At 38.4% G+C, this 24,817-nt stretch carries 24 protein-coding genes; 8 read left to right on the top strand and 16 right to left on the bottom strand.

Going from position 1 to position 24,817, the window contains the following annotated elements; genetic code table 11:
• Window positions 1-235: 235 nt before the first annotated feature.
• Entirely contained in the window at window positions 236-1,129 is an 894-nt protein-coding gene (locus PLH43_RS03145) for a hypothetical protein (RefSeq protein WP_324360008.1), read from the bottom strand.
• Window positions 1,130-1,468: 339 nt separating this feature from the next.
• Here PLH43_RS03145 and PLH43_RS03140 point away from each other — a divergent pair, with 339 nt between their 5' ends.
• Complete coding sequence (locus PLH43_RS03140; protein ID WP_324360007.1) at window positions 1,469-2,095, top strand: adaptor protein MecA; 627 nt, start codon at window positions 1,469-1,471, stop codon at window positions 2,093-2,095.
• Window positions 2,096-2,343: 248 nt separating this feature from the next.
• The gene (locus tag PLH43_RS03135) at window positions 2,344-2,889 is read left to right on the top strand and encodes a DUF6648 family protein (protein WP_324360005.1); all 546 of its coding nucleotides are present in this window, start codon (window positions 2,344-2,346) and stop codon (window positions 2,887-2,889) included.
• 14 nt (window positions 2,890-2,903) lie between these two features.
• On the opposite strand, the gene PLH43_RS03130 is transcribed toward PLH43_RS03135, so the two are convergent.
• Complete coding sequence (locus PLH43_RS03130) at window positions 2,904-4,583, bottom strand: MASE3 domain-containing protein (protein WP_324360003.1); 1,680 nt, start codon at window positions 4,581-4,583, stop codon at window positions 2,904-2,906.
• A gap of 231 nt (window positions 4,584-4,814) precedes the next feature.
• Complete coding sequence (gene lon / locus PLH43_RS03125; protein WP_324360001.1) at window positions 4,815-7,262, bottom strand: endopeptidase La; 2,448 nt, start codon at window positions 7,260-7,262, stop codon at window positions 4,815-4,817.
• 568 nt (window positions 7,263-7,830) lie between these two features.
• Between lon and argJ the strand changes: the two genes are divergently transcribed.
• Window positions 7,831-9,036 (top strand): bifunctional glutamate N-acetyltransferase/amino-acid acetyltransferase ArgJ, encoded by a 1,206-nt coding sequence (gene argJ, locus PLH43_RS03120; protein WP_324359999.1) that lies wholly within the window; start codon window positions 7,831-7,833, stop codon window positions 9,034-9,036.
• A gap of 206 nt (window positions 9,037-9,242) precedes the next feature.
• Window positions 9,243-9,674: a chemotaxis protein CheW gene (locus PLH43_RS03115; protein WP_324359997.1), complete on the top strand. Its 432-nt coding sequence runs from the start codon at window positions 9,243-9,245 to the stop codon at window positions 9,672-9,674.
• A 26-nt stretch (window positions 9,675-9,700) separates the two neighbouring features.
• Here the strand turns inward: PLH43_RS03115 and PLH43_RS03110 are convergent, their stop codons facing one another.
• A complete protein-coding gene (locus PLH43_RS03110; protein ID WP_324359995.1) occupies window positions 9,701-10,210 on the bottom strand; it encodes an amidase domain-containing protein in 510 nt (169 codons plus the stop codon).
• A 342-nt stretch (window positions 10,211-10,552) separates the two neighbouring features.
• Here PLH43_RS03110 and PLH43_RS03105 point away from each other — a divergent pair, with 342 nt between their 5' ends.
• Window positions 10,553-10,759, top strand: coding sequence for a zinc-ribbon domain-containing protein (locus PLH43_RS03105; RefSeq protein ID WP_324359993.1), 207 nt, complete (start codon window positions 10,553-10,555; stop codon window positions 10,757-10,759).
• Window positions 10,760-10,824: 65 nt separating this feature from the next.
• Here the strand turns inward: PLH43_RS03105 and PLH43_RS03100 are convergent, their stop codons facing one another.
• The 6 genes from PLH43_RS03100 to PLH43_RS03075 all read right to left on the bottom strand — a co-directional run bounded on the left by PLH43_RS03100 (window position 10,825) and on the right by PLH43_RS03075 (window position 14,976).
• Entirely contained in the window at window positions 10,825-11,208 is a 384-nt protein-coding gene (locus tag PLH43_RS03100; protein WP_324359991.1) for a hypothetical protein, read from the bottom strand.
• 158 nt (window positions 11,209-11,366) lie between these two features.
• Window positions 11,367-11,747 carry a YtxH domain-containing protein gene (locus tag PLH43_RS03095; protein WP_324359988.1) on the bottom strand — a complete coding sequence of 127 codons (381 nt, stop codon included), beginning with the start codon at window positions 11,745-11,747 and terminating at the stop codon, window positions 11,367-11,369.
• A 194-nt stretch (window positions 11,748-11,941) separates the two neighbouring features.
• The gene (locus PLH43_RS03090) at window positions 11,942-12,802 is read right to left on the bottom strand and encodes a zf-HC2 domain-containing protein (protein WP_324359986.1); all 861 of its coding nucleotides are present in this window, start codon (window positions 12,800-12,802) and stop codon (window positions 11,942-11,944) included.
• Complete coding sequence (locus PLH43_RS03085; protein WP_324359984.1) at window positions 12,799-13,326, bottom strand: RNA polymerase sigma factor; 528 nt, start codon at window positions 13,324-13,326, stop codon at window positions 12,799-12,801. Before PLH43_RS03085 ends, PLH43_RS03090 begins: the two co-directional genes overlap by 4 nt.
• A 211-nt stretch (window positions 13,327-13,537) precedes the next feature.
• Window positions 13,538-14,503, bottom strand: a complete 966-nt coding sequence (locus PLH43_RS03080) for a LiaF domain-containing protein (RefSeq protein WP_324359982.1) — start codon at window positions 14,501-14,503, stop codon at window positions 13,538-13,540.
• Window positions 14,500-14,976 (bottom strand): PspC domain-containing protein, encoded by a 477-nt coding sequence (locus PLH43_RS03075; protein WP_324359980.1) that lies wholly within the window; start codon window positions 14,974-14,976, stop codon window positions 14,500-14,502. Before PLH43_RS03075 ends, PLH43_RS03080 begins: the two co-directional genes overlap by 4 nt.
• Before the next feature lie 233 nt (window positions 14,977-15,209).
• Between PLH43_RS03075 and PLH43_RS03070 the strand changes: the two genes are divergently transcribed.
• On the top strand, window positions 15,210-18,035 hold the full coding sequence (locus tag PLH43_RS03070; protein WP_324359978.1) for a glycoside hydrolase family 48 protein: 2,826 nt from the start codon (window positions 15,210-15,212) through the stop codon (window positions 18,033-18,035).
• Between the two features lie 95 nt (window positions 18,036-18,130).
• Here the strand turns inward: PLH43_RS03070 and asnS are convergent, their stop codons facing one another.
• Together asnS and asnA are read right to left on the bottom strand one after the other, a co-directional pair.
• On the bottom strand, window positions 18,131-19,525 hold the full coding sequence (asnS, locus tag PLH43_RS03065) for an asparagine--tRNA ligase (RefSeq protein ID WP_324359976.1): 1,395 nt from the start codon (window positions 19,523-19,525) through the stop codon (window positions 18,131-18,133).
• A 56-nt stretch (window positions 19,526-19,581) separates the two neighbouring features.
• Window positions 19,582-20,604, bottom strand: a complete 1,023-nt coding sequence (gene asnA / locus PLH43_RS03060) for an aspartate--ammonia ligase (RefSeq protein WP_324359974.1) — start codon at window positions 20,602-20,604, stop codon at window positions 19,582-19,584.
• Between the two features lie 189 nt (window positions 20,605-20,793).
• Here asnA and PLH43_RS03055 point away from each other — a divergent pair, with 189 nt between their 5' ends.
• A complete protein-coding gene (locus PLH43_RS03055) occupies window positions 20,794-21,405 on the top strand; it encodes a peptidylprolyl isomerase (RefSeq protein WP_324359972.1) in 612 nt (203 codons plus the stop codon).
• Window positions 21,406-21,472: 67 nt separating this feature from the next.
• Here the strand turns inward: PLH43_RS03055 and PLH43_RS03050 are convergent, their stop codons facing one another.
• From PLH43_RS03050 to PLH43_RS03040, 3 genes are read right to left on the bottom strand one after another with little or no spacing between them, the layout of a single operon-like run.
• On the bottom strand, window positions 21,473-22,198 hold the full coding sequence (locus PLH43_RS03050) for an NAD-dependent protein deacylase (RefSeq protein ID WP_324359970.1): 726 nt from the start codon (window positions 22,196-22,198) through the stop codon (window positions 21,473-21,475).
• Between the two features lie 56 nt (window positions 22,199-22,254).
• A complete protein-coding gene (locus PLH43_RS03045; protein WP_324359968.1) occupies window positions 22,255-22,731 on the bottom strand; it encodes a hypothetical protein in 477 nt (158 codons plus the stop codon).
• Window positions 22,728-23,066 carry a YtrH family sporulation protein gene (locus PLH43_RS03040; RefSeq protein ID WP_324359966.1) on the bottom strand — a complete coding sequence of 113 codons (339 nt, stop codon included), beginning with the start codon at window positions 23,064-23,066 and terminating at the stop codon, window positions 22,728-22,730. The genes PLH43_RS03045 and PLH43_RS03040 overlap by 4 nt, the downstream gene beginning before the upstream one ends.
• 192 nt (window positions 23,067-23,258) lie before the next feature.
• Here PLH43_RS03040 and PLH43_RS03035 point away from each other — a divergent pair, with 192 nt between their 5' ends.
• Window positions 23,259-24,215: a Na/Pi symporter gene (locus PLH43_RS03035; protein ID WP_324359964.1), complete on the top strand. Its 957-nt coding sequence runs from the start codon at window positions 23,259-23,261 to the stop codon at window positions 24,213-24,215.
• A gap of 12 nt (window positions 24,216-24,227) precedes the next feature.
• Here PLH43_RS03035 and PLH43_RS03030 read toward each other — a convergent pair whose 3' ends face one another.
• Window positions 24,228-24,563, bottom strand: a complete 336-nt coding sequence (locus PLH43_RS03030) for a rubredoxin-like domain-containing protein (RefSeq protein ID WP_324359962.1) — start codon at window positions 24,561-24,563, stop codon at window positions 24,228-24,230.
• Window positions 24,564-24,817 lie beyond the last annotated feature (254 nt).

The following is a 24,817-nucleotide window of genomic DNA, read 5'->3' as shown; positions in this document are numbered from 1 at the left end:
ATTTTTTTACATTTACAGTGAAATCAAATTTGATATTAAGCAGAACCTTCCAACCTAGCTGTAATATAACCTTAGGCATATAATATATTATAATCATACATACTGTCCTATTTCAACAAAATATGAATTTTTTTGATTAATTTCTTGTTACAAATCTATTAACTCTTATATACTTTTTTATATATTTGTTTTTGCTGATTATACAATAGCAGTCATGGGTTTTAAATAGCAATTTTTACTGCTCGGTAATTTCTCCCGTATTCTCATTTTCTCCCCTGATTTTGTTGGCAAAACTGTTCAAGCTTTCTATTATCCTGCTCATGTCTCCAATACTTAATTCGTCAACATCCGCCGGTTCAACCCCAACCTCGTCAAAAATCCTTGACAAAACCCCGGGGTCGTCGGGATTCATACCCATGTTTTTTATTCTCTGTTTAAAATAATTAATTTGTCTTGGAGTTGCTTTCTTTTTTTGCACCAAACCTGTTTGTTTTTTCTCCTGCCCTTTTTGTATACTGTTCTGGACAAAATTAAACTCCTCATCAAGAAGCCTTGCTTCTTCGGGGGCAAGCCAATCGTTTTCTCCCATGAGTTTCCTTATTATCCTGTCGCATGCCCCGGTTATAGTCTTTTCAAGCCCAAATTCCTTATCGTCAATAATATCCTTGGCAATTCTAAATTTCTCCCAGTCAGTAAGGGCAAATTCCGGATTTTCTTTTACAATACCCCTTTTGCCACTTTTGGCTTCTTTGCCGCTTCCGTCTTTTAGCGTATTTTTCTCTTCTATTCTTTGGGCAACATATTTTTGGTATCGGTTGTAGTAGTCAATTTGCTTTCCGTCAACTATGATTTGTCCGCTGGTCATATCCCTGCCCCTAATTTTTACAATAAATGTCGGAAGCTCCACTTCCCCAAGGCCTGGAAACTCCGCACGATTTTCCTTCAAGATGTTAATCGAAACATCTTCAATGGAAATTCCCTTTTCCTTCGCTTTTTTAAACAAGCCTTCCGCTTTCAGCCGTAATTCTCCCCCAATAGCGCGGTAAAAATCTTTTTCCTGATTATATACAATTTCCGGCAATAAACTGTTAATTTCCTTTGATTGAGTTTTATCTATAATATTCCCCATATTTTCATCCCCTCGGCAATATTCATAATTTTTAAATTATTCTTTGCATAGGATAATATTCAAGTATTAAGTAAAAATCATATTTATTATTTGAATAAAAACCGTTTGCAAAACAGCTTTTTTTTTTCATCCGCATGAAGTATTTCTTCACTTTGTATTTTTTATCTACCTCTGACAATAATATTTTTTATTTATGCCACTTTTTGTTAACACAATTTATATAGATTTCTAATTAAAGATTTTATATGTTGTTAATTTTTTTATACTTCTCTTTTTCATTTATTAGAAGTATAATATATATAAGGGTATATAATTTTACAAAGAATTCTGGTGATACTTATGAAAATTGAGAGAATAAACGAAAATAAAATTAAAGTAACTATCTCCATTGACGATTTACTCGAAAGAAACATAGACTTAGATACCATCAATTATAATACACCGGCAGCTCAGGAATTATTCTGGGATATGATGGAACAGGCAGAAATGCAGTTCGGTTTCGATGCCTCCGATTCCCAGATATGTGTTGAAGCCATCCCGGATTCCGAAGAAGGCTTTGTTATCATTATTACAAAGCTGGATGAAGACGGTGAATTCGAGTCTATTCAGAAATATATAAAAAACAGATTTAAAAGGTCCGATCTTCGGGTTAAAAGGAAGAATTGCAGGGTTTCCTCTTCCGTAATCATGTATTTCTTCAGCAATTTCGATGATTTATGCCTCTTGTGTCGGAAACTTACGCACATATACTCGGGCGAAAGCACCCTTTACAGGCTAAAAGGGGTTTATTACCTTATGCTTACCAAAAATTCCTGGTCTGTTGAGAATTTAAAGTCGTTTGAGCATATTTTAAATGAGTTCGGAACTAAAGTTATAAACACCAACTTTTACGAAGGCTATTTAAATGAATACGGTGAGAAGATTATTGAGTATAACGCCGTGGAAACAATAAACGATTATTTTTAACAGATAATCTCCATTATATTCTTATTAACTTTCAAAGCAATCTTCTGTTTTTCGCACAAAAGAAAAATGGTCTTTTTACTTCGTGTCTAAAATTTGGAAGTACCCCGATAAAATTTATTTATAGTATTGGAAAGTACACTATTACTTCTTAAAAAACAGCAGTCCTTTACTTTTTGGCTTTAATATTTTAAAATATATAGACAATGCAATAAATTTAATACATTATATAATAGACAGGTTGGATAAGGATGCCATCAAAGAAGATTGTACCGAATAAATTTGAACAGTTTCTAAAAAACAGGGAAAGCCTTATCGAGCAGTATGCCAAAGGGGATCTCACAAAAGAAGAGTTTATTGAAGCAAACTACAGATGCATTAATTCTTTAGATATAAAACCTTTTCAAAAAATTGACAATGTAAAAAAGGCAATATACAATTATCAATATTATAATGTTCTTGCAAAATACTATCAGAAAAAGGCCCATGACTTAAATCGCAACAACGAGGCAAGAAATGATTTCCTTGAACAGTCCAACTACTTCTATTCAAAAAAAGATGATGTTACATCGAAGCTTCTTACACTTTTGGACTTTAGAGGAATTGAAGCATATTTTGTAAGGGTAAAGTCTAAGAACCTTAAAAGAAAGCTTTTTGAGATTGTTCTTTTAGACTACGACAACATTATTCTTCACTCTAAAAGTGAGGCTATTTTAAACATGCTCATAAAGGAAAATGTTTTCATCAACGAAGTAAGAAATTCCCTGGTTGACAGCTATATTAATCAAAAATATTAGCATAACATTCCTTTTCACTCTACCACTTCCATGAGAAGGAATGTTATATCATCCTTAATCTCTTTAGTCCCGGCAAACCCGAAAATGCTGCTGGAAATAAGCCTCGAAAGCTCTTGGGCGGGCTTTTTGTGATTTTTCTTTAAAATTTCTTTCAATCTCACATCTCCAAAAAAGCTATTTTCCGTGTTCTGCACTTCAATAAGGCCATCGGTATAAAATAAAATCTTTTCATCTTTATTAAGCTCCAGCATGTGATTTTCATATTCTCCACTATAAAACTCAATAAATTTGCATATTGGAAAGCCCTTTATTTCTATTTCGGATATTTCTCCCGAGGGTTTTATTAGAATGGGAGAAACATTAAGCCCTGCCGAAGAATAAGTCAGAATATGCGTGTGTCTGTTGTATACCCCATAAATCATGACAATGTAAACATGTTCATCAAAATTTGTAGTATTGAAGGAGCGGTATATGTTTTCCAAAACCTCTGACGGGCTGATTATGTTAAGTTCGTTTATTTCCATCTCTATCAGCGTCTTTATTGTCTGATTCAAAAATATTGTCAGCATTGCCGCCGGCACACCATGCCCGGATACATCCCCAATGTAAAACCCGATATTGTCATTGTCAATTTTGAAAACATTGCAAAAATCGCCGCTTACCATCTCAGACGAATAATTTTTCACTTCAAACCGTACTTTTTCCCAATCCTGATTGCGCAGCGTAAAAACGGATTTCTGTATATCCCGGGCGTATTTCAAATCCTCCATAAGTTTCTGATTCAAACTCTCAAGTTCCTTGGTTCGTTCCCTGACCATCATGTCAAGGCTTTCGGCATGCTCCCTCAGCTTCTGTTTTGCTTTTGAAAGCTTGCGGTACGGCTCTTGTATATTGTTAATAAAAACAGCTCTGAAAATAATGAAAAATGCAATAAATTTATATATGTGCCCCAGGTAATTGTATATGTCATAGACGCTAAAATACAGCACAAACGCCGCTTCGCTGAAAATTGCTATCTCAAGAGATATACATAAAAGAAGCACCATTTTGTTTTTTGAAGTTTTGTACTCGCGGATAAACATTAAAATAGACAAAGCAAACAACATAATAATCAGATGTTCAAAATAAATCTTGTGGTGAGTAAGGCCGCTTCCCTCGACATACATTGGCGGAAGCACCCCAGGCCGGTATGTAACCAAATACAGCATCCCAACGCTTGAAACCAAGGGAACTACAACAAACACTACTCTATTGACTCGAATCTTGGCATTCGGGGGTATGAAGCTTGAAACAAAAAAACCCAAGGACGTAACCGTTCTTGCAAAGATCCAGAGGGTTGTGGCTCTGTTTGCACTAATGTTTTCAATCAAAAATGAAGGCATACCCTTATAGGATAATGTATGAAAAGCATCCAGCATACCCACTCCCAGAAAAACGCTGCCTAAAAAAGCGGAACGCAGATTCCCCGTCTGCTCATAAGTATAATAAGATACTACAAAAACGGTAAAAGAAATTAACACACTTGTAAATTCAAGTACGTTGTGCCATGCCAAAAAGCTCTCAACACTCATTATCGTACCAAATTTTTCCTTCAACAGATATGCAATTCCAAATATTATACTGGCAATAGCAGCTATTATTACAAGCAGTACATATTCCTTGTATTTTGAAAAGATGCTTACAACGTTTCTCATAGCTTGCCCTCATTATTGCAATAGCCTGTTTCAATCTTTTTACTACAATTCTAATTCTACCATTAGACATTTCAATCTGCAATTGTATAATTATATAAACTTTATATGAAAACTTTGCTTTGATTTTTACTTTTAAATGAATTAATTTTACAAAAAAGCAGCCGTCTTATTTTATAAAACAGCTGCTTTATATATTTACATATTAACTTGCCTATATTAATTGTCCCATATTTACTGTTCGATTGTAGCAGTTCCATGATCCAATTCATCGAGCTGTGGCGGAACTTCGGGCATAGCAGTCTCTTCTTCACCGGGAACACTCTTCTGCCTGCTCTTTGCCTTGGTTTTGGCCAGTGCCGTATTAAGCACCGTTTCCATATTTTCTGCAATAACAAATTTTATTGCCTTCCTTACGTTTTCAGGTATCTCTTCAAGGTCCTTCTTGTTTTCCGCCGGGACTATAATTGTATCTATTCCAGCTCTATGGGCTGCAAGTACCTTTTCTTTAACGCCGCCTATTGGAAGAACTCTTCCTCTTAGGGTTATTTCCCCAGTCATAGCCACATTTTTTCTTACTGGCCTTCCGGTTAATGCAGACACCATCGCAGTGGCAAGGGTTATACCGGCTGAAGGGCCGTCCTTTGGAATAGCTCCCTCCGGTACATGTATGTGAATATCATACTTGCTGTGAAAGTCCTTGTCTATTCCATAAAACTCCGCTTTTGAACGTATATAGCTCATTGCAGCCCTGGCAGACTCTTTCATGACATCTCCCAACTGTCCTGTAAGCTCGAGACTGCCCTTGCCTTCCATAAGCGTTACTTCAATGGACAAAGTATCTCCGCCGACAGGAGTCCACGCAAGACCTGTAGCAACACCCACTTCATCCTTTTCATTTGCCATATCGTATCTGTATCTTTTTGCTCCCAGATACTTTTCCACACTGCCTGCAGTGATTTTAACGGTCTTTTGATTTGAGGAAACCAGCTTCTTTGCAACTTTTCTGCAAACACCGGCTATTTGCCTTTCAAGCTCCCTCACTCCGGCTTCTCTTGTATAACAGTTTATTATTTCTCTTACAGCCGGTTCGTCTATTTTCAGGTTGCTTTTCTTAAAACCGTGGGCCTCTATCTGTTTGGGGAAAAGATACTTTGTTGCAATCTGAACCTTTTCTTCCTCAGTATAGCTGGACAGAGATATTACCTCCATTCTGTCCAAAAGCGGCCTTGGAACTGTGTCAAGGTTGTTTGCCGTAGTTATAAACAACACATCGGACAAGTCAAAGGGAAGCTCCAAATAGTGGTCTCTGAAAGCATAATTCTGCTCGCCGTCCAACACCTCAAGCATTGCCGATGCAGGGTCCCCTCTAAAATCGCTGCTCATTTTGTCAATCTCATCGAGCAGTATAAGAGGATTTTTAGAACCTGCCTGCTTCAAAGCCGAAATAATTCTTCCGGGCATAGCTCCCACATAAGTTCTGCGGTGACCTCTTATCTCAGCCTCATCCCGAACTCCGCCCAAAGACATTCTTACATAGTTTCTGTTTAAGGCACGGGCAATGGACTTTGCGATTGAGGTTTTACCAACCCCCGGAGGTCCGGCCAGGCAAAGAATGGGCCCTTTAAGATCGTTTTTCAGCTTTCTTATGGCAAGATACTCAATTATTCTTTCTTTTACCTTTTCCAATCCGTAGTGATCTTCGTCAAGAATCTCCTGAGCACGATCCAAATCTATGATTTCATCCGTTTTCTTGTCCCACGGCAAATCAAATATCCAGTCAAGATATGTTCTGATGACCGAACCTTCCGCAGAACCTGAAGGCATTTTAAGGAGACGATCCAGCTCTTTTAATACTTTTTTCTCAACTTCCTCGCCAAAGTTGCCTTCAGCAAGCTTTCTCTTGTACTCCTCAACTTCGCCGGTTATGCCATCCTTGTCTCCCAATTCGTTCTGTATGGCTTTTAACTGCTCTCTCAAATAGTATTCTTTCTGAGTCTTGTCTATTTGCTTTCTAACTTTTATATTAATTTCTCTTTCAATCTGCATTATGCCAATTTCTCTGATAAGAGTTTCCAAAACCTTTTGAAGCCTTATTTTAGTTTGGAACTCATCTAATATTTCCTGTTTTTGCTCCACCTTCAGCATTAAGTTGGAGGTTATGATATCTGCCAACTGGTCGGCATCGTCAATGTTCATGATGGATAAAACAGTTTCGGGAGAAACCTTGTTGTTGAGCTTTGAATATTCCTCAAAGGTAGACAACACTCTTCTCTTTAGAGCTTCTATCTCTGTCTTGTCGCTTTCCTCTTCCTCAAGATATATTTTTTCTACTACCTCAGCCATGAAAAAAGGTTCTGTCTGTGTAAACTCGCATATTTCCGCCCTGCTTATTCCTTCCACTAAAACTCTTATTGTGTCACCTGGAAGCTTCAACAGCTGTTTTACTTTTGATATCGTACCGATAGTATAAATATCTTCCGGTCCGGGCGAATCATTTTTAGCATCCTTTTGAGCAACCAAAAAAATCAGCTGGTTATTTATCATTGCTTCTTCTAAAGCCTTAATTGATTTTACTCTTCCAACATCAAAATGCAAAATCATATAGGGAAACACTGTTAACCCTCTAAGGGGCAATAACGGTAACACCTGTTTTTTTATAACTTTCTTTGCTTCGGACATTTGACCATCCCCTTACTATTATTTGAGGTTTACTGCAAAACTTTAAACTCGGTACCAAACCTCGTCCAAACTCACAAGCCGGTAAAGATGTCTATCGCTTCAGTTGCTCTATCTGCAAAAATTTCGAATACATAAGTTGCTAATCTGCCGCTAATATTTTTAATACCCTTTTTTACATGTATATAACAGCGTATAAAAATAGTTGGGAAGTAAAGGCAACGGACATATGCATTATATAGTTATGAATCCTCATTATTATAACCTTTACTTTGTTTTATTTCAATTATTTTTATCTGGAATTAAAGGGAACAGCTTCATTAATATTTGATCTTTAAAACAGATGTCAAAATTGGAGTTATACATAATTAATTATACTACTATTTGCCTTTTTAAAAAATAGGTCTATTTTCCCTTTTTTGCTTTGCAGATTGCTAAAAAAAATCTCAAATAAAAACACCTGTTCTATTGAATACTATTAAATAAAATTATATAATCTTTCTGTTATACAGATTCCAATTATGCCAAACAATATACATCAATTTTAAAATATAAAAATGGGGTGAAAGAAATGATAAACATAATAGACGGAGGAGTTACAGCCCCAAAGGGATTTAAAGCTTCGGGAGTTGCCTGCGGGCTTAAAAACAAACAAAAAAAGGACCTTGCAGTTGTTTATTCCAATGATATAGCGGTTGCTGCGGGGGTGTTTACAAAAAATGTTGTAAAAGGGCATTCCCTTCAACTTACCATGGAGCATATAAAAAGCGGTCATGCGCGGGCATTGGTCATAAATAGCGGCAATGCCAACGCCTGTCTCGGGGAGCGGGGATATAGAGATGCGGAGGAAATGGCTTCTCTTGCCGCCCAGCTTCTAAATTGCGATACAAAAAATGTTCTTGTAGGCTCTACAGGAGTAATCGGAATGCCTCTTGATTTGCCAAAGGTATGCTCCGGTATAAAGGACGCAGTTTCCCTCCTTTCCGAAGAAGGCGGTCACGATGCGGCTGAGGCTATTATGACTACAGATCTCGTATCAAAGGAAATTGCCGTAGAATTTGAAATTCAGGGGGAAAAAGTAAGAATCGGAGCTATGGCAAAAGGTTCCGGAATGATACATCCCAATATGGCAACAATGATAGGAGTTATAACAACGGATGCAAATATTTCCAAGGAACTTCTGGACAAAGCACTAAAAGACGCTATTGCCCACACTTTCAACCGGGTATCGGTTGACGGAGACACCAGTGTTTGTGACATGGTCGTCATTCTTGCCAACGGAGAAGCAAATAACGAGGGTATTGTAAAAGAGGATATTGACTATTCTACCTTCAAATCCGCTCTTGAATATGTTTGCACACACCTTTCCAAAATGATAGCAAAAGACGGAGAAGGTGCCACCAAGCTTATTGAAGTCGTTGTAGAAGGAGCTAAAAATGATGAAGATGCTTATAATGTAGTAAGTGCAGTTGCAAAATCCCCTCTTGTAAAAACAGCCATCTTCGGTGAGGATGCAAACTGGGGAAGGATCATAACGGCTGCAGGTTATTCCGGGGCAGACTTTGACCCGAACCTCGTTGATATCTATATCGGAGAGCTTATGGTATGCCATAGCGGTACCGGATTGAATTTCGATGAGGAAAAGGCAAAAGAAATACTCAAGGAAGACGAAGTTAGAATTAAAATTGATCTTAAGATGGGAGATGCATCCGACAGAATTTGGACCTGTGATTTCTCGTACGATTATGTAAAAATAAACGGAAGCTATAGATCCTGATACATCCTGATAAAAAACCATGTCCTTTAAACTTGGGGCATGGTTTTTTATTTAAATGCAGCCAAAATAACTTAAGCTCGTATTTGATTATCCTTTCAAAAGTTGATATAATATATTATAAGGGTCAGTTTGTTCACATCCGATTTTTTGATCGTTTCAGAAAGTTCCATAGAAAATAAAAACATTGCGAAGGGAAGGATATAACTATGTCACAGCAATACGTTATATTTAGGCTAAACAATGAATGTTTCGGCGTCAATATAGCTCATGTAATGGAAATTATTTGGCCTCAGAAGGTTTTTAAGGTCCCGGACACTCCCTCATATGTGGAAGGACTTATAAATGTTCGGGGCAAAGTTTTCGCGCTGCTCAATCTGAAGAAAAAATTCAAGCTTCCGGAAAGAGAAACCATCGATGAGGAAGCAAAAATGCTTATAATAACAATAGACTCCAAAACTCTTGCCTTCATGGTCGATGTCGTGGATGAAATCGTATCCGTAGAAGACGAAGAAATAAAGCCTGTCCCGGAAAATGTTTCAATACACTATAAAAAATATCTCATAGGAACTGCCCAAGTTCAGAATCGCTCCATACTTCTTATCGACTTCGAGCCTATACTGAATGAAACTCACAAATAGCCAGTTTTGTCCATGCTCTAATATTATTATGTTCTGACACCTAATATATGTATAAATCTGATGTCTACCCAGTTATAGTTTGTAATCGGATAATAATCCCTATCATATGTATGGGCTGCCACAAGTATATTTCGAAGGCTTACAGGGGATCCAACCTGCACCACAACCGGAGAATGATCAAAGACAGGGTCTTTACCAAAGGACAGCTGGATTATATCCCCGGGCTTTATATCTTTGACGTCTGACTCCTCTGCATAGGGTCCCGGTCCCTTGTTGCTTACCAGAAAGTTGTATAAGTAATTTACTCCTGTCCACGAAGGAGTCCTCCTGTTTGCGTCAATATAATACCAACCGTACGTGGGAGTATAATTCATCACATTGCTTCCTGCAAATAAAACCTGCGATGCAAAATTGGTGCAATCTCCCCCAAGTTTATCAAAATTGAAATATTTAGGATTTCGCCCAAAAGCCCATTTGTGCGCATACTCCACTGCTTTTTCCCTGTTGTAAGGACGAATTGCTCTTTTATCGTTCATTCTTATTATCCTTTATTCAAAATGCCAAACTCCCTATAACATTGTTATGATATTTTTGGAGCAATTATTAGTGTTTTACAACGCGTAAGCTCAAATAGAATCTTTCGTTGCTAAAGAATTTTCTTAATAAGCAGTGCTTGAGCAAGTCTAAAGGCTTGTCTAATAGCCCTAGGCTTGTTACCTTTTGAATAAAATATATTGATTGTGGAAAAAATTTGTGATATGATAAGTATATAAAAGTGATTTAATCAAGTTCCTGACTCATGTTCTCCTTAATCGTTTGGATGAATGTGGTCTAAGTCTCGAATAAGTTAAATCCAAATTATTAAGGAGGGCTGTAAAGTGGCAGATAAGACTTTAATTTGCAAAGATTGCAACGCTGAATTTGTATTTTCCGAAGGAGAACAGGCTTTTTACCAGGAAAAAGGGTTCCAAAATGAGCCTCAAAGATGTCCTGCGTGCAGACAGGCTAGAAAGCAACAGAGAAGAAACAATGGGTTTGGCGGAGGAAACAGAGGATTTGGAAGGAACTTCAACGATAGATGGTAAGATTCTTCTAAACTTGTGAAAATCCAAAGGAGAGCTATTTAGCTCTCCTTTATTATTTGTCGTATTTATTTTCTCTTTCCCATTGGAAGCCTTTTAAATAAAGCCTTAATTACTTCACCCGCTATGTTTACAAAGTCAAGCAAGCCTTCTGTCCCTTCAAGCAAAGCCAGTATACTGTCGCAAACCGATGTCTCCACAGCGTCAATTGCTTCCCCTGCTTTATCCACGCCCTTTTTGACTCCTATTGTCACTTCATTGACATTTTTAGCTATTTCAGGGATGGTGTCCGCTGTCTTGTTGATGTTGCTTTCATTTTTCTCCACAAGCCTGTCTAATCTCTTTATAAATTTGTTTAAATTAAGGAAAGTAATAATAGCAATTATTATTAAAGCTGCACCCAAAGAATACATAATAAAATTGGCCAGCTCATAAGGAATTGTTACCGACACGTGTGTCCCCCCTTCTAATAAGCCCGGGGGCATTGCCCTTCCCGACTTATGCGTTTTTTCCTTCGTAAATCAAATAATTATAATACAAAGAAAAAACAAATTGTACAATTTGTTTTTTCTTTGTATATTTTTCTTAAACCTAAAACTCTATTTCAGCTTTATTTTTTAACCTCAGCATCTTCAACGGCTTCCTCGGATGCCGCTGCTTCCTCTTTTGCTTTAGCGGCTTTTCTTTCCGCTATTTTGGCTTTTGCATCATTTATAGTCTCTTTAATTGTGTCTACAGCCTTCTTTGAAGTCTCAGATACCTTGTCAACAGCCTTCTTCGTATTTTCGGATACTGCATCGGCAGCCTTTTTGGCATTTTTCGCAATATCCTCTCTGGTTTCTTTTCCTGACTTAGGTGCCAACAATATTCCTGCTGTCACACCAACAGCAGCTCCCACTCCTGCGGTTATTGCTGCGTTCTTTACAGCTTTCTTTCTTGCAGCTCTTTTCTTTGCGGTTTTTCTTTTCTCAAGATAGTCCTTTATTCCCATGTAAGAGCACCTCCTAGACCGTAATAGTTTTATTTGAAACTGTATCCACAGATAATATTATACTATAGTTTGGAGGAAAAAACTAGTAACTTTTTGCCATTTTTACACTTTTTACGGTTTCAATTGACTTTATGGCAAGGTTCAATTAGGTGGTTTCAGCTCTTTTGCGTGTACTTCAAAAAATAACAATAATCTTATGCATCCTTTCCTGCAAAGGAAATAAGAAAATCATTTCCCCTCTTTACAAACTCAAAATTCCACTGGTAGTCGGAAATATCAGCATCTCCACCATCATTGAGCCTTACAAATACCATATATGAATCTCCTTCTTTTGCAACATTTGTTATATGGGTAAATAATATTTCTCCTCTATTTATCATAAGATAATGCTTGGCATTTTGTGCTAATTCCTTTTTAAATTCTTCAGTGGAAATTTTTTTTGCTGCCTCAATATCTCCCCTATAGATGGCTCGGATAAACTCTATTACCATCTCCTGAATCCTTTGATTGTCTTCTTCGTTTATGCCTTCACTGGTCTGGTATTCCGGAATGGAAACCCCTCCAATTTCCTTTATTCTCATCTTAAGTTCTTCGTTCTCTTGCTTGATTTCCTCATTTTCTTTTTTCAATATCTCATTCTGCTGTTTAATGGCATTATACTCATTCTGTACATCCTTTAGCTGTTTTACAACCGGAACATCGGGTAAATAAGTTGAAGCAAAACTTGGAAAAGCGACAATCGAAGCTGTCAAAAGAAACATACCCAAAAATACAACTGCCGCCGCCCCAGAGACAAACCTCATAAAAGGTCTTTTATTTTTTAAACTACCCGCTTTTTTAACAATATTTTTCTTATTCATATTCAAAACATCCTCCTTAATTACCGCTGATTCTTTAATACCTCTAAGATTTCCGATAATCTCTTTTGTTTCCCTATACTCTGCCCGGCACTTCTCGCATTCCGAGAGATGCTTTTCCATCATTCTGTTTGCAACTTCATCAAGCTCCTCCATTATATACTCTTCCATTAATTCTAAGAATTTGTCGCAGTTCATATTTTCACATCCTCTCTCTCGCCGACTTTCATAATTTTCCTTAACTCTTTCAAACCATTACTCAGCCGTGACTTGACAGTGCCTTCAGGAATATCCGCTATTGAAGCAATCTCTTTTATAGAAAGATCCTGAAAATACCTTAATGTAAGTATGATTCTAGTCTCATCTTTGAGCAAAGACAAAGCTTTTAAAAGATCTATATTTTCTTCCTTGGAATCTTCAATAAACCCTTCATTTTCAATAAAATCCACAACTGTAAACTGTTTTTTCTTTCTGAAATTATCGTTGCACTTGTTTATTAATATTCGGTTTATCCATGCCCGAAACTTTGAAACATCTTTAAGTGTATCCAAAGAAGAAAACGCTTTCAGGAAGGTTTCCTGACATATATCAAGGGCATCCCAGCCTGATTTTACTATCCCTAATGCGGTATAGTACAGCTCGTTATGATACCTTTGAACAATTTTGTCAAAAGCTCTTTTGTCACCTTTTTTTGCAGCCTCAACAAGCATATCGGTTTCCACCCCCACACCCCCATTTTTTTATTTATACAATAATGACGCTCAACTTCTCTATTCGGTTCAATAAATTTTATCCCAAATAAAAGCTCGGGACATCGAGTTCCTTCGCTTTTGCCTCTTTCATTTCATTCCAAGAGGCCAAATAAAAAAAGCCAAAGTCCGGTACCAAATACCTCCTCTGGCTTAAAATCATACCGTAAAGACCAAAGTAATATTAAATCGCACTAATTTCAAGAGCACCTGCTCCAATATCTATATCGATTTCTATTTTGATTTCTGCCTTGTCATATCCCGGTGAAATATATAATGATTTGTTTTTCTGCTCAAGATCAAGACCTATAAAATCGATGGAACTCATCACACCATCAACATCAATTTTTACACCCGAATTTTTAGGTACAAATATTTTAAATCTGGCAGCCCCCGCATCAATATCAACCTTTGTGGAAGGGTATTTATCCCCCAATACCAGCTTGATATTTCCCGCGCCCCCATCCAATTCGAACTCTTCTACTTTAAGATCGGACAGGTCTATCTCGCCGTTGATACCTCCTACATCCAAATCAATATCCCAAACCACATCAGTATTTAACAAAATCTCCATCGGTTCGTCAGCAGTCAAACTTCCTGAAGAAAACTCTTTTGAAGAAACAAAGTTTTTTATTTCATTCAGCGAATGATTGGATTTAGTTTTAAAATCAATAACTGCAGTTTTATTATTCTTTTTGTAATCCACTTCATATTTGATGTCGGTATCTGTAATAACTCCCTCAATCAGGTTCGAACCGGTAGAACCAATCTTTAGATTTTCGCCGCTTAATTTCATCTTTAATCGTCCTTCTTCGGTTTCGGGCATTTTCTCCTCCAAAAAGGACCTGACATAATTTTTACCGGTGTTTCTTTCCGATTCATTTCCCACTGCTCCTCCATATAAACAGCCGGATACCAACAACACTGCAAAAAAAGCCGTCCACGAAAAAGTTTTAACTATATAATATTTATCGAAAATAAGGTTTATTCCTATCACAATAAGCATTAAAGAAATTATCGTCGGTATATGACTTAGAAGAAAACTCAATATATTATTGAAGTTTAGCATTTCAAGCTGAGATAATATCACTAATAAGCCTACAAATATCATAAAAACCCCAAAAACTACACCACCACTGTTTTTTTTCACGGTAAACGCCTCCCCCCTTTAAATACAATCAGTGCTCCAATACCTATAAGAAGCAACGGTCCTAAGATTTTAAAATCAATGTGAATATATTTTTTAAGGTACTCTTTTGCCAAAAACACAACTCCAAGTACGATAAGACAAATACCCACAAAAGCCTTGTTACCCCGATAATCTTTCCTCATATATTCCTCATCGTCTCCCAATACGCTGCTAAAATCCTTGTCCGGATCATAATCATCGTTAAATACACTTTGGGTATAATCGGTAAAGTTACCGGCGTTATTGCCGTCAGCTTCAGGCATTATAAAAAACGCCACAATGTATGCAAACAGTCCGGCCCCCCCGGATAAAACAGTCGCTATAACAAAACCAAGTCTTATAATGGTAGGGTCGACATTAAAATACTCTCCAATTCCTCCACACACCCCCGATATGACTTTGTTATGTTTTGAACGAACCAACCCTTTTTTCATTAAATTTTCCTCCTCTATAATTTACAACCATTTTAAAACCAATATTGCCAATCCTTTTTCATTTCATATCATATATACGGTCAATGCCGAAAAAAGTCTTAAAAATTAATGAAATATATTTTTTCATCATGGCAGCAATATAAATATTTGTAATATTTCAAGTTCCTTAGTATAATAGTATTTGTAATAATACTTGAGAAACTGGTTTTAAAGGAGGTTTATAGGGGAAGATTATGAAGTTACGATACAACGTAAGACGTAAAAGAAAAATTATAAGATCGTGCGGTGTAATTGCCGCTGTTATCGCTGTTTCAGCTCTGATAATCACAGTCAAAAACAGCTTTAACTCTTCCCGGGAAATATCTGGTCCAAACGGTAAATACCCCGTCTCATCAGGTACACACTCTCAAGAAAACGTCCAGTCCGTATATTCCGACAGATTTATAGCACTTTTTGAAAATATACAGAAAGAAGGTTATCTTAGCGAAGAAGGAATTCCGTATCATTCCATAGAGACACTTATGGTAGAAGCTCCGGATTACGGACATCTTACCACCAGTGAAGCCATGAGCTACATGGTATGGCTTGGAGCAACCTACGGAAAACTTACCGGAGACTGGTCATACTTTAAAGATGCCTGGGACAAAACAGAACAGTACATAATACCCCACCCCGAAAGGGACCAACCCGGTGTTAATACATACATTCCCACCCAACCCGCCCAATATGCACCGGAGGCCAATTCTCCCGAGGAATATCCCACTTCCGGAGATATCAACTTGCCCACAGGTATTGATCCCATTGCAGAAGAACTGGCTTCTACTTACGGTTCAAAAGCCATATATCAAATGCATTGGCTTCTGGATGTGGATAACTGGTACGGGTTCGGCAATCACGGGGACGGTACAAGCCGCTGTTCCTATATAAACACCTACCAAAGAGGAGCCGGTGAATCCGTCTGGGAAACAGTCCCCCACCCTTCTTGGGAAGACTTTAAATGGGGGCAAGTCAATAACGGCGGATTTCTTAAGATTTTCGGAAACTTTGGAGAGCCTGCAAAGCAATGGCGCTACACTTCCGCCTCCGATGCCGATGCAAGACAGGTTCAGGCAACCTATTGGGCATATCTTTGGTCCAAAGAGCAGGGAAATGAAAAAGAGCTTCAGCCCTACTTTGAGAAAGCATCAAAAATGGGGGACTATCTTAGGTATACTTTCTTTGACAAGTATTTCAGGCCAATAGGGGTGCAAGACAGCCAAAAAGCCGGTACGGGATATGACAGCTGCCATTATCTTTTATCCTGGTATGCCTCATGGGGAGGCGATATCAACGGCGCATGGAGCTGGAGAATCGGAAGCTCACACTGCCATCAGGGCTATCAAAATCCGGTGGCCGCCTACGCACTGGCAAAGGAATCCGTACTGACACCAAAATCCAAAAACGCAAAGAAAGACTGGGAACAAAGCCTTAAACGCCAACTGGAACTGTATCAGTATCTTCAAAGTTCCGAAGGAGCCATAGCAGGCGGTGTAACCAACAGTTGGGAAGGCTCGTACCGCAAATATCCCGAAGGCGCAAGCACCTTCTATGACATGGTCTATGACTGGCAACCCGTTTACCATGATCCGCCAAGCAACAATTGGTTTGGATTTCAAGCATGGTCAATGGAAAGGGTTATGGAATATTACTATTTGACCGGAGACCGCCAGATTAAGAATCTTTGCAAGAAATGGGCTTCATGGGCAATAGAAAATACCCGTTTAAAAAATGACGGAACCTATGAAATTCCATCTACTTTGGAGTGGTCCGGCCAACCCGACCCATGGAAGGGAAAACCCAGTGAAAATAAAAACCTCCACTGTACTGTCAAAGACTGGACTGTTGACGTAGGGGTAACTGCTTCATATGCTAAAGCGCTCATTTACTATGCAGCCGCTACCGAGAAACACGAAAAGAAAATTGATGACAAGGCCCGCGAGACAGCCAAACAGCTGCTCGACAGAATGTGGCACAACTACAGAGATAAAAAGGGCGTGGCTGCAAAGGAATCAAAAGCAGATTACAAACGTTTCTTTGATGAAGTATATATTCCCCTCGATTATACCGGAGTAAATGCCCAAGGTGCAGAGATAAAGAACGGAATAACCTTTATAGACCTTCGTCCGAAATACAAAGAAGACAAAGACTACAAAATGGTGGAAGAAGCCATAAAGAACGGCAAAGATCCTGTAATGACTTATCACCGTTATTGGGCACAGGCTGAAGTGGCAATGGCAAACGCCATGTACCATATTTACTTTGAGCAAAAGGAAAATGGATTGGTACCGGGCATAGGTTCCGGCGACAACGGTTCTTCTGCCAAACCTCAAGAAACCGATATGCCGCAATCAACCCCTGAAAGCCTGCCGTCTTCCGATGCAGCAACAGAAAGTCCGGCAAACACAGACAGCCCAAGTGAAGATTTCTTGCCACAGAATACTTTAGCACCAACCAACACACCATTTAATCCAACCAACACTCCACCTGCTTTATCCAGCACAGCAACCAGGTCAGCCACCAATCCAACCAGAACATCATCCGGGCCGTCCACAGGAAACAGCAGTGGTGGTAAAATAGTATTGCAATACGCCAACGGTAACGGTTCCGACAATACAAGCTCTATAAATCCGAGATTTAAGCTCACCAACAGCTCCAATTCGGCTGTAAAGCTGTCGGATGTTAAAATAAGATACTATTACACTATTGACGGCGAAAAAGGCCAGCAGTTCTGGTGTGACTGGAGCTCTGCAGGGAACTCTAATGTTACCGGAAAATTTGTAAAGCTTAATTCATCCAAAAGCAATGCCGACTATTATCTGGAAATAGGCTTTACTGAAGGAGCCGGAACTATTGAGCCAGGTATGAGTGTAGAAGTTCAGGCAAGGTTTTCAAAGGATGATTGGTCCAATTACAGCCAATCAAACGATTATTCATTCTCTTCCTCGGCACACGACTATTCAAATTCAAACCGTATAGCTCTCTATGTATCGGGAAGACTCGTGTCGGGAAGCGAACCGTAAATAGAAAAACTCCTATAAAAACTCCTATAGAACAGTAATTATAAAGATATAAAAAAGAAAGGGTTGTGCGTCCCTTTCTTTTTTAATTATTAGAATTAAAAATCCGCTGAATGAACAGTTCTCGGGAAAGGTATTACATCTCTGATGTTTGTCATACCTGTAATATACATTATTGCCCTCTCAAATCCCAATCCGAAGCCTGCATGTCTGGTGCTGCCGTACCTGCGAAGGTCTAAGTACCACCAGTAGTCCTCCATTTTAAGTCCAAGCTCCTGCATTCTCTTTTCCAAAAGATCCAGTCTTTCTTCCCTCTGGCTTCCGCCGATTATCTCACCGACTCCGGGTACAAGAAGGTCCATTGCCGCAACGGTTTTATTATCGTCATTCATCCTCATGTAAAAGGCTTTTATATCCTTCGGATAGTCAGTAACAAACACTGGCTTTTTAAATACCTGCTCTGTAAGGTATCTCTCATGCTCGGTCTGCAGGTCATTTCCCCACTTTACAGGATACTCAAATTTTTGGTCTGCTTTTAGCAAAATATCAATAGCCTCGGTATATGTAACATGAGCAAACTCGGAATTTACAATATTGTTTAACCTCTCAAGCAGTGTATTGTCAATAAACTTGTTAAAGAATTCCATCTCCTCGGGAGCATTTTCCAAACAGTAATTTATGATATATTTGAGCATGTCCTCTGCAAGCTCCATATCATCTTTAAGGTCGGCAAAAGCTATCTCCGGCTCCACCATCCAAAATTCTGCCGCATGTCTTGCCGTATTGGAATTTTCAGCTCTGAAAGTCGGCCCAAAGGTGTATATGTTCCTGAAGGCCATACTATATGTCTCTCCCTCAAGCTGTCCGCTGACAGTGAGGTTTGTTTCCCTGTCAAAAAAGTCCTTTGTAAAGTCCACTTTTCCGTCTTCATTTTTCGGCAGGTTGTTCATATCAAGGGTTGTAACTCTGAACATCTGGCCTGCCCCTTCCGCATCACTTCCCGTGATAATTGGAGTGTGAACATATACAAAGCCTCTCTCCTGGAAAAATTTGTGTATAGCATATGCCACAAGGGACCTTACTCTGAACACTGCCGAAAATGTATTTGTCCTGGGTCTTAAGTGTGCAATTGTCCTTAAAAACTCAAAAGAGTGTTTCTTCTTTTGCAGAGGATACTCGGGAGTCGATGCCCCCTCTATCTCAATTTTAGATGCCTTTAACTCAAAAGGCTGCTTTGCATTTGGAGTCTCAATCAAAACTCCATGCACAATAATTGCAGAACCCACCGGGAGCTTTGCTATTTCTTTAAAATTCTGAATATTAGCCTCTTCAAACACAATTTGAAGATTCTTGAAAAATGAACCGTCATTTAATTCAATAAATCCGAAAGACTTTGAATCCCTTATGGTGCGGACCCATCCCGCAACAACTATTTCTTTTCCCGCATAATCTCTTGTCTCTCTATAAAGACTTTTTACCAATGTAGTTTTCATTTCCACTAACCCCTTCTTGTAAAGTGATGTTTTAGTTTTTCCAAAATGAATATAATCTATAATAAATAAATATTTGCATTTTCACAAATTTCAATCATTGAATCCGGCCATATTGAAGATTGAACCTCTCCTATATGGGCCTTTTTCAGAAAATACATACAAATTCTCGATTGTCCGATGCCTCCTCCTACTGTATAAGGAAGCTTTCCTTCCAATAAATCTTTGTGGAACTTCATTTCTTTTCTTTCTTCGCAACCTGCTTCTTTAAGCTGGCTTATCAATGAATCCTCATCCACTCTTATTCCCATGGAAGATATTTCAAAGGCTCTTTCCAGCAAAGGATACCATAAAATGATGTCCCCGTTTAATGCCCAGTCATCGTAATCCGGTGCTCTGCCGTCATGCTTCTTTCCGGATTTTAAAACGCCGCCGATTTGCATAACAAATACTGCTTTTTTCTCCTTTGCAATGGCATCCTCCCTTTCCTTCGGAGAAAGAGTAGGATACATATCTTCCAGTTCCTGCGTTGTAATAAAGAATATCTCTTCCGGCAATATTTTTGGTATTTGAGGATACTGCCCAGCAACAAAGTCTTCGGTCTTCTTCAATGCATTGAATATTTTTTTCACAATGCCCTTTAATGTTTCTTCATTTCTATCCTCTTTATTAATTACCAATTCCCAGTCCCATTGATCCACATATATGGAATGAAGGTTGTCCAAATCCTCGTCCCTTCTTATGGCATTCATGTCGGTATAAAGCCCTTCTCCAACTTTAAATCCGTACTTTGCCAAAGCCATACGCTTCCATTTTGCGAGGGAATGCACAATCTCAACAGTATTTCCGTCAATAGCTTTTACATCAAAAGACACAGGTCTTTCCACACCGTTTAAATTATCGTTCATTCCAGTCTCGGGTCTTACAAAAAGAGGCGCCGAAACCCTGCTCAAGTTCAATTCTGCTGCCAATGCCGTCTCAAAAAAGTCCTTTATCTTTTTTATTGCAGTTTCTGTCTCTCTAACCGATAAAGCCGGATTATAATCCGGCGGAATTATAAGCCTATCTATTTTTTCAATCACAATATTTTCCCTCCTATAATTACACAACACAATTGAGTCAACTCACATTATACCATTTAATAGTCTCAAATCCAATAGTTATATTTAATACAAGTCTATAAATCCATTAAAAAGGCTTACATTATGTAGACATACCCCAAAAAATGTTGTATTATTTCTTTAGAACTTTTAGGATATGGAGGTTTTAAAATGCTTGGAAGGATTAACACAAAATTTCTTGCAATTATTTTGATTTGCTTAATGACTGCGGTCTTCACCGTTGGCTGCAAGGATTCAAACACCACTGTCAAACACCCGAAAGTGCAGATTGAAATGGAAGACGGGGGCAAAATGATCTTAGAACTGTATCCGGAATACGCACCCGAAACTGTTCAAAATTTTATAAGCCTTGCGGAAGAAGGCTTCTATGACGGTCTCACTTTCCACAGAATAATAAAAGGCTTTATGATACAGGGTGGTGACCCAAACGGTGATGGTACCGGCGGCTCCGGAAAAAACATAAAAGGTGAGTTTGCCAGCAACGGCTTTAATCAAAACACGCTATCCCACACTAGAGGAGTAATATCCATGGCTCGTAAGTCCAACGATCCAAACTCTGCAACCTCCCAATTCTTTATCATGCATGCAGACGCACCGGGCCTTGACGGAGACTACGCAGCTTTTGGAAAGCTTATAGAGGGGGAAGATGTGTTGGATAAAATCGCAGATACCCCTGTTGCTCAAAACCCATCCATGCCTAGTGAAAAATCTGTTCCTCTGGAGGAAGTTAAAATCAAAACAATAACTGTACTTGAAAAATAAATATCTATATTCCAAACGGATTGTCTCATTTACAAACGAGACAATCCGTTTATTTTGCCTTTAAGTACTAAATAACTCTACTTAGCGCTTTACCTATGCTATCCCTTATAATAAGGTCAGCCTTGCCGTCATACGGTGTCTCCGACTTGTTTATAAGAACAAGCCTGTCCCCCCGGTAATACTGAATAAGTCCTGCTGCAGGATATACCACAAGGGAAGTTCCGCCTACAATCAACATATCTGCCGACTCTATGAAATCCACTGCCCGATTTATACTATCGGTATCTAAAGGCTCCTCATACAAAACCACACAGGGCTTAACAATTCCGTTGCATTTTCTGCACTGCGGCACAATCTCAGGGCTGTTTAAAACATAGTCCAAATCATAACTTTCGTTGCAGTTCATGCAATTATTCCTGTGAACACTTCCATGGAGCTCAATAACATTTTTAGACCCGGCCGCCTGATGCAGCCCATCAATGTTCTGGGTTATCACCGCTTTCAGCTTACCCCGCCTCTCCAGTTCTGCCAGCGCAATATGAGCAGCGTTGGGCTTTGCATCCTTGTATATCATTTTATCTTTGTAAAATTTGAAAAACTCCTTGGTATGCTCTATAAAAAAACTATGGCTTAGCATAACCTCCGGCGGATAAGAATACGTATTCTTTTGATTGTATATTCCCCCATTAGTTCTAAAATCAGGAATCCCACTTTCGGTAGATATTCCTGCCCCGCCAAAGAATACAATACTGTCGCTTTTTTCGATCATTTCCCTGAAAGTATCAAATTCCATATTATCGCCTCTGTTTCTACAAATTATTGCTTATTTTATAATTATATCATAAAAATTTAGTCAATTTTCTTTACAGTTACCCATATTTTAAACACATCGGAAATTAGAACCCTGTTTACCGACAGCTTGTAATTTTTATCCTCAATCCTGTAAATATCCTCGTCCACAAGCTTTACCACCAAATCCATATCTATATTTTTGACTTCCTTCCACAAAAGGTCTTGATACCTGTCTTTAATATACTTTTCAAGCTGCATTTTGTCAAAGCCGTCTTCCTCATTGCCTTTGCAAATGAGAAATACCTCAATATCGGAGACCAGAAACTTTTTCTTGTTCATGCTGTCAAAGGATTCCTTAAGCTTGTTGTATTTCGCATCACTTTCCTCAATACGGGTTTTCAGCAGTATTATTTCCTCATGGTACTTATCTATCCTGTAACTTACCAATGTACTCATTAAAGTACATCCTATCAGAATTCCTCCAAATAGCCCGGTAACAAAGCAGATAAAGAAATTATAAGCAATTCTTCTCATTTGAACATTGTCTCCCCACATCTTTGGACAAGCCTAATAAAGCCATATCCCACATTGGCTCCAATTACAGCTACTACAACGTAAACCGCCTGTTTGATTATGGACCTTATTTCCCCTTTGAATATGCCTTTCTCCAGTATCTCAAAAGTGGAAAACGTACCGCCCAGAGCAACGGCCACCGCCCAGATTTTAATGGAGCTTGCTATTTGAAACATGCTTTTTAGGGGAGGATGATCGTTTATCAATGCCCCTAATCCTGCAAAAAGGCTTGCACCTACAATTACCCCAAAGGCTATTAAGAAGTTATATATTATATTGCTCGGAAAAGTAGACACTAAACCACCTTTTTCCTGTTAGTTTTTCTCCTATAAAACTATGTTGCTTTTTATAACTTTATACTGAAGTTTCAAAGTTTACTCAAACTTTTTTAATTGTCCGAATTTTTTGTTCTAATTTTGATTCATTGCGCTTATCTTTTATTATAGGAACGGGGCTTATAAATTTTTAAGGAACGGTATAAAAAAAGAATGAATTTTAGACTTGCTATACTTATTGTAAATATAATAATCGGCACAGTCTGCATTGTATACGGTGTAAAGCTTATGAGCACAAGTCTTGAAAAGGCAAATATCCGCAGGATGAAAAAGTGCCTGTCCCTCTTTACCGCCAAAGTGCCGATGGCAACCCTTACCGGTGCTGTCATTACGGCACTGGTTCAAAGCAGTGCAGCTATAACTGTTATAACCGTTGGACTGGTAAACTCCGGAATGCTGAAACTAACCCAAGCTGTGGGTATCATATACGGTGCAAACATCGGTACCACAATAACAGCCCAGCTCATGTCCTTTAACCTCACCAACTCCGCAAATATCATAATCGGGCTGGGGCTTTTGATTGCTTTCTTCTCAAAAAGAAAAAGCCTTACAAACATGGGCTGGGCACTGACCGGCCTTGGTATCATGTTTGCAGGGCTTAACATACTAAACTCCGGCGTTCCGTACATAAAAGAAAACCAAAGTATTTACGAACTTTTCAAGACTTATGGACAAAATCCCTTAATCGCCCTTCTTATCGGCATGGTAACAACCATGCTTATTCAAAGCAGCAGCGCTACTGTAGGAATTACGATTGTCCTTTTCAATGCAGGACTTATCGGATTTGAGTCTGCACTGGGACTTACCTTAGGCGACAATATCGGAACATGTATCACTGCACAACTTTCCAGTATCGGCGCCTCTATTTCTGCAAAGCGAGCTGCATGGGCCCATACCCTCTATAATGTTATTGGCGTCATAATAGCCATTATTCTACTAAAACCTTTTGCTTCACTGGTTCAGGCTGTCACTTTCGGCATCGGTCAGGACAAAACCCGCCTGATTGCCAATGCCCACACAATTTTCAATGTCTTGAGTGCCATCATTTTCCTGCCGATAACAGGATACTATGTGAAATTTTTAGAATGGCTTATAAGGGAAAACGAATAGCTTTCTATATGTTTACCATTTTCCTCTCTTCATGTGACTTTCCATTTCGGCTTTTGACCTTTGCTTTACAACCCATAATTCATTCTTGGCTCTATTAAATGCTTCCACGCATGTTGGGTCCAGATTTATTTTTATACCTTCGTCGCAGAGTTCTATTATTCTGCCTGCAAGGTTAACAATCTCCATATGAATATCATTTGTCCTGTCAGAGATATATACCTTGTTGGCATCTTCATCGCTAAGCTGGGCAAATTTGTCCCTTGGAGCATCACATTTCGGGCACTTTTCCGGTGCCTCATCCCCTTCATGAATATATCCGCATACCGAACACTTCCAAAGCTTCTTCATTTACCATTCCTCCAATTCATATATTTACTAATGATATATTTATTAATACCACTTGTTAAATATTTTAAACATAACAAAAATAATAATTATTATATAAATATATAGAAAATAATTGTTTATAATTAATTTAGAATTTCTTTAAAATTTTTTTAATGTTTTATTATAAAATAAAATCGTGTATAATATAATGGTAAATTTTAAATAGTTATTTATAAAACTTAATTACAAAAATTATCACAAAATGTAAATTATAT

This window comes from Acetivibrio sp. (genome assembly GCF_035371925.1).
Classification (GTDB): Bacteria; Bacillota; Clostridia; order Acetivibrionales; family Acetivibrionaceae; genus Hungateiclostridium.
The sequence above is the reverse complement of the archived record's forward strand: the minus strand, read 5'-3'. Positions and strand labels throughout refer to the sequence as shown.